At 65.0% G+C, this 4,975-nt stretch carries 6 protein-coding genes; 2 read left to right on the top strand and 4 right to left on the bottom strand.

Annotated elements, in window-relative coordinates:
* The 4 genes from ACSLE4_RS00920 to ACSLE4_RS00935 all read right to left on the bottom strand — a co-directional run.
* Nucleotides 1-719 (bottom strand): nickel/cobalt transporter (locus ACSLE4_RS00920; protein WP_435902612.1); only part of this gene is annotated, 719 nt, incomplete at its 3' end.
* An 11-nt stretch (nt 720-730) separates the two neighbouring features.
* Nucleotides 731-1,354: a DUF1007 family protein gene (locus ACSLE4_RS00925; RefSeq protein WP_435902613.1), complete on the bottom strand. Its 624-nt coding sequence runs from the start codon at nt 1,352-1,354 to the stop codon at nt 731-733.
* 229 nt (nt 1,355-1,583) lie between these two features.
* Nucleotides 1,584-1,751 (bottom strand): Flp family type IVb pilin, encoded by a 168-nt coding sequence (locus ACSLE4_RS00930; RefSeq protein WP_435902614.1) that lies wholly within the window; start codon nt 1,749-1,751, stop codon nt 1,584-1,586.
* A gap of 236 nt (nt 1,752-1,987) precedes the next feature.
* On the bottom strand, nt 1,988-2,557 hold the full coding sequence (locus ACSLE4_RS00935) for a L,D-transpeptidase (RefSeq protein WP_435902615.1): 570 nt from the start codon (nt 2,555-2,557) through the stop codon (nt 1,988-1,990).
* Between the two features lie 315 nt (nt 2,558-2,872).
* Between ACSLE4_RS00935 and ACSLE4_RS00940 the strand changes: the two genes are divergently transcribed.
* Complete coding sequence (locus ACSLE4_RS00940; RefSeq protein WP_435902616.1) at nt 2,873-3,646, top strand: ImuA family protein; 774 nt, start codon at nt 2,873-2,875, stop codon at nt 3,644-3,646.
* Nucleotides 3,555-4,975, top strand: a 1,421-nt coding sequence (locus ACSLE4_RS00945; RefSeq protein ID WP_435902617.1) for a Y-family DNA polymerase, incomplete at its 3' end; no start/stop codon positions are given. The genes ACSLE4_RS00940 and ACSLE4_RS00945, both read left to right, overlap by 92 nt.

Here is a 4,975-nt window from a genome sequence, read left to right on the forward strand (position 1 = left end):
GCGATGTCGCGCGCATCGACGATGTGGCCGCAGGCTTCGCAATTCTCATGGTCGTGGCCATGATCGTGGTGGTGGTGGTGGGCGTGATCGTGCGCGGCGTCCTCGCGCGATTGCCGGCGCCGCCAAAGACGAACGAGCACGGTGACCAAGAGATAGAAGCCGACGAGAAATACCAGGCCATAGCTGACCGTCTCGAGCTGCTTGACCCAGGCGTTCACTTGGAAGCCTGTGGCGTTGAGCGCAATGAGCAGAATGCCGACCAGCGCCACCGCGGTCAGCCCTTGCAGCCCCGCGGCCAGGAAGGAGATGAGGATGCCCCGGCGCACCGTTTCCTCGTTGGCGATGACGTAGGACGAGATGATCGCCTTGCCGTGACCGGGACCGGCGGCATGCACGACGCCGTAAACGAAGCTCAGCCCCGCGAGGAAGAGCCCCGCGCCGAGAGCGTTGCCTTGCTTGAGACCCTTCACGGCGGTCGCCAGTTGGCGCTGCATCTTCTGCTGGGTCTGTGCCACCCAGGTGAGCACGCTGCCGAGAGGCCCTGTGGCTTGCAGCGGCGCGGCGCGCGGCGTGACGGAGGTCGGTGGCGGCGCGAAGCCCGGAGGCGCCGCTTGCTGTTGAGGCGGAGCACCGAACGCCGCGGGCGGCTTGGTCTGCGCCGTGGCCGCGAGCGACGCGACAACCAGCATTGCCAGCGCAAGCCCGATACGCGTTGCCATGCGCGTCCACATTACTGAGTGGCGCATTGCACCGTCACGGTCTGGGCAAATTGCGAACCGTAATCGGAGCCCGGCCCGAGCTGGCTGAAAAACGACTCGCTGAGGGCTTTAGCCGCCTCGGCAACCTCCCGGTCCGGCGTCTCCATCGTCGCCGTGCAGCCTTCGGCGGGCGCGCCGGAAACTTTCACCGGCGCCTTCTCCGCGAAACCGAATGCGACGAAGAAGGAGGGATCGTAGACATCGACCGTGACGGCCTTGGTGCCCGGGTCGACGGCCGTCTTGAGCGGCAACGTGAAATGCAGGGTGATGGCGGTGCCGTCGTAGTCGATCGAATAGTCTTCCGGCGGCTCGAGCGGCAGGAATTTATCGTTCCCCGCCGCGCGCACGAAAGTGAAGTAGGCGAATTCCTTGAGCGAGTCGACATTCACCTTGGCGAGCGGATCGAGCTCTTCCTTGGAGTAGACGCCATCGCCGTCGGCATCGAGACCCTGCACCGCCATGGCGGAGTAGAACTCATCGAACGTCCAAGCGTGCCGGATGCCGGTCATCTTGTGGTCCGGTCCGAAAACCATCTCGGCGCGCACGGTCGCCCAGACGTGGGGATGCGCCACGGCCGTAGAGGAAAGGCCGGGCACGGCCGCTCCAATCAGTACTCCGGCCAAGAAGGTTCGGCGCCCGCGTCGGGTCCAATGCAGCAAGGCTTGAGCTCCCCCGAATGTGAGAGGCGTGCTTAAGCCAAAAATATGGAGGATTGGGGGCTGTGCCTACAACACCGGGCGATTGCGGCAGAGCGTCCAAAAGGGACGAGTCCAACTCCGAAAGGAGCTGGGCTCGTCCAGTGATGATTGTCTAAGTCCTTGGCTTTTAGCCGTTCATCGCGTCTACCACGCCCTGGAACATACCCGTGATGGCCGGGCCAAGCACGGCCATGCCCGCGATGACGGCGACCGCGATACCGGCAGCGATAAGGCCATACTCGATGGCCGTGGCGCCCGACTCGTCCTTGATGAAACGCACAACAAAAGTCTTCATTTGACACTCCCTTTTGGGTTCAAATCTTACATAAGGGCCCCGCACCGCATTCCTGTTCACCGGTGGAACCTGATGCGAAAGCTAACAGTCACCGGTTAGATACAGGTTAAATCGATCCAACACACACGGGGTCTTCAGGGTAAACAAATGGAAAAGAGGAAAACGCAATAATCCAGCAAATTCGCCGATTTTGGCTTCAATTTTAGCGAAGCTTTATCTTCGCCTTTACCAGGCCTTTACCACCCCACGACAACAGGGGTGCCGATAGGTACGCGTTGATAGAGGTCGGCCACGTCCTGATTGAACATTCGGATGCAGCCATGGGAGACCTCTTGCCCCACCGTCCAGGGCGCGTCGGTGCCGTGGATCCGGTAGAGCGACTTGCCCAGATACATGGCGCGGACGCCTAACGGGTTCTGCGGATGGCCGCCGGGAACATAGGCCGGAAGGTCGGGATTCTCGGCCCGCATCTCCGGCGTGGGCGTCCAGCTGGGATTCACGCGCTTTTCGCTGACATAGGTCTCCCCCGACCACCGCGCGTCGCCTTTGGGCGCGCCGATCGGGTAGCTGATCGCCCGCTGCTGGGGCAGGACGAGATAGAGCCGGCGCTGGCTGAACTGAACCAGGATGGTGCCGGGCGTATAGCCGGGCGGAAACGCCACCAAATGCCGCCCCGTTACGCCTTGGCGCTGGGTGGACGCGCCGAAATCGAAGAGCCCTGCCGAGGCTTGGCCCGGCGGAAGGGCAAAAAGCATGGCTGCGGCGGCCATGGCGGGGGCCATGCGCCGCAGATCGAGGATACGCATCACAAATCCCCCGTCTGACTTACGCGCTTCCTTGTGGGCTGATTCTGGTTAGCGAAGTGCAAACGGCTGTCCTGGCGCGAGAAAAGACGCTTGAGAATCCGGCTTCGGAGCGTGCCGCCTTGACTCTCGTCCGACTCAAGAGTAAGAACAAAACAGGAACGAGAGTGGAGTGTAGTGATGCGTAACAACGTTCCAGACGGCGATCCCAGTACCCTCGTTCCGCCGGCTGGCGTTGAGAAAAGAGCAGGCGGACCAACGGGAAGGGACCTGATTGAGCAGCTACGCGCTTCGATCCGTGCGCTTGAGCAGGTTCCCGTGTCTCTGGCCACACCCCCCGCACCGGGCGCGGCCCCTTCCCGTCCCGCCTGCTCTTTAACGCCCTCTCACCCTTCCAACGACAATCGGGACAGCCCCTTAAAAGCGCTGCTCCAAGGAGGACTCCACGAGATCAAACCGCACGCCTATCGCGACACGCCCGCGGGGCTCGGCTTCATCCTGTCGGTGATCGCCGAAGCTCTGACAAATTGTCGCGGGCTGGTGCTTTGGTGCCTGACGCGGGCCGCAAGCCGGGAATGGGGCCGCCCTTACGGGCCGGGCCTGTTGCGCGCCGGTCTCGACCCCGCACGCTTTCTCATTGTCGAGACGGACACGCCTGAGGAGAGCGCCTGGGCCCTGGAAGAAGGCCTGAAGAGCGGCGCGCTCGCCGGATGCCTCGCCCAAGTCGAGATCAAGACCCCGCTTGCCGCCCGCCGCCTCGGTCTTGCCGCGCAAGCCGCCCGCACTCCGTGTCTTCTCCTCTCCCCCCACGGGACGGCGACCGTCCCCGGCACGCTCACCCGCTGGCGTATCGCCACGGAGGCCAGCGCCCATGTTCCTTTCGACGTCCCTTTCGATGTCCCTTTCGATACGGGCGCCCCGGGCACGGCCTGTTGGCGCCTCTCCCTCGAACGTTGCCGGGGCGGGGCGCCGGGCGGGCGCTTTCACGTGGAGGCCGGAGATGAGGAGGATGGTCTCCGTGTGGCTGCCGCATCTTCCGATCGAGCGGCTGAAACGGCAGAGCGCGGCCACCGGCTGTACAGCGCCGGCTGACCGGCCGTTCGCCCTTGTCGGCAACGACACGCACGGGCTGACCCTCACCGCCGTTAATGCGCCATGCCTGAAGGGTGGGCTGAGCCCCGGCATGCGGCTCGCCGATGCCCGCGCCATCTGCCCGCAGCTTCTCACCGCGCCCGCCGCCCCCGGCAAGGATGCGGATATGCTGCTGGCGCTCGCCCGCTGGTCGTCCCGCTATAGCCCGAGCCTCAATGTGGACGGCGCGGACGGGCTCTGGCTCGACATTACCGGCGTCGCCCATCTCTTCGCCGGCGAAGGCGCGCTCCTTGCCGATCTGGCCACCCGGCTTTCGCGCGCAGGTCTCACCGCGCGCCTCGGCGCGGCTGAAACTTTAGGCGCCGCGCACGCCCTCGCCCGCTTCGCGCATCCCTCACCGTGCATCGCCGCTGATGGCACGCTTCGCGTAAATCTGTCACCCCTTCCCGTCGAGTCTTTGCGTCTGGAGCCCGAGACCACGCGCCTGTTGCGGCGCCTCGGTCTGAAGCGCATCGGCCAGCTCATCGAGGTGCCGCGCGCGAGCCTAGAACGTCGCTTTCATTCCAAGGAGACCGCGCAAGCGGTGCTGCGCCGTCTCGATCAGGCGCTTGGGGTCCGCAAGGAGAAGCGCACACCGCTTCTGCCCGCGCCCGACTTCGCCGCACGTCTATCTTTCGCCGAACCGCTCATCAGCCATGACGGGATTGTCGCGAGCCTCGGCCGCCTCGCGGACCAACTTTGCGCGAAGCTCGCACGTGAAGACCAAGGCGCGCGGCGCGTTGTCCTATGGGCGGCGCGCACGGACGGCTCATCGGCCGTCATCAAAGCGGGCTTGAGCGCGCCGTCCTGCGTGCCTTCGCATCTCGTGCGGCTCCTGAAAGACAGATTAGAAAACATCGACATGGGCTTCGGCGTCGACCTCATGACGCTCGCGGCTCTTCGCACCGAGACGCTTCAGCCTTCGCAAACGAGCCTCGCCGAAACGGACCGCGCGCCAGGCCCCGAGACGCTGATCGATGCGCTTACCAACCGTTTGGGGAAACGCACCGTCCGCCGCCTCTTCCCGCGGGCAAGCCACATTCCCGAACTGGCCCAAAGCACGCGCAGCGCTTTTGCCGGTCTTCCCACCTGGACCGAGGCGCCGGAGAAGCCGCGGCGCCCGCCGCTTCTGCTGGCAAGGCCGGAGCCCCTTCAAGTCATGGCCGAGATCCCTGAAGGGCCGCCCGCGCGCTTCACCTGGCGGCGCGTGAACCGCCGCGTGGTCAAGGCGGAAGGCCCGGAGCGCATCGCGCCTGAGTGGTGGCGCTGTCTTCCCTCCCCCTGCAAGGG

The organism is Methyloceanibacter sp. (assembly GCF_051306395.1).
GTDB lineage: Bacteria > Pseudomonadota > Alphaproteobacteria > Rhizobiales > Methyloligellaceae > Methyloceanibacter.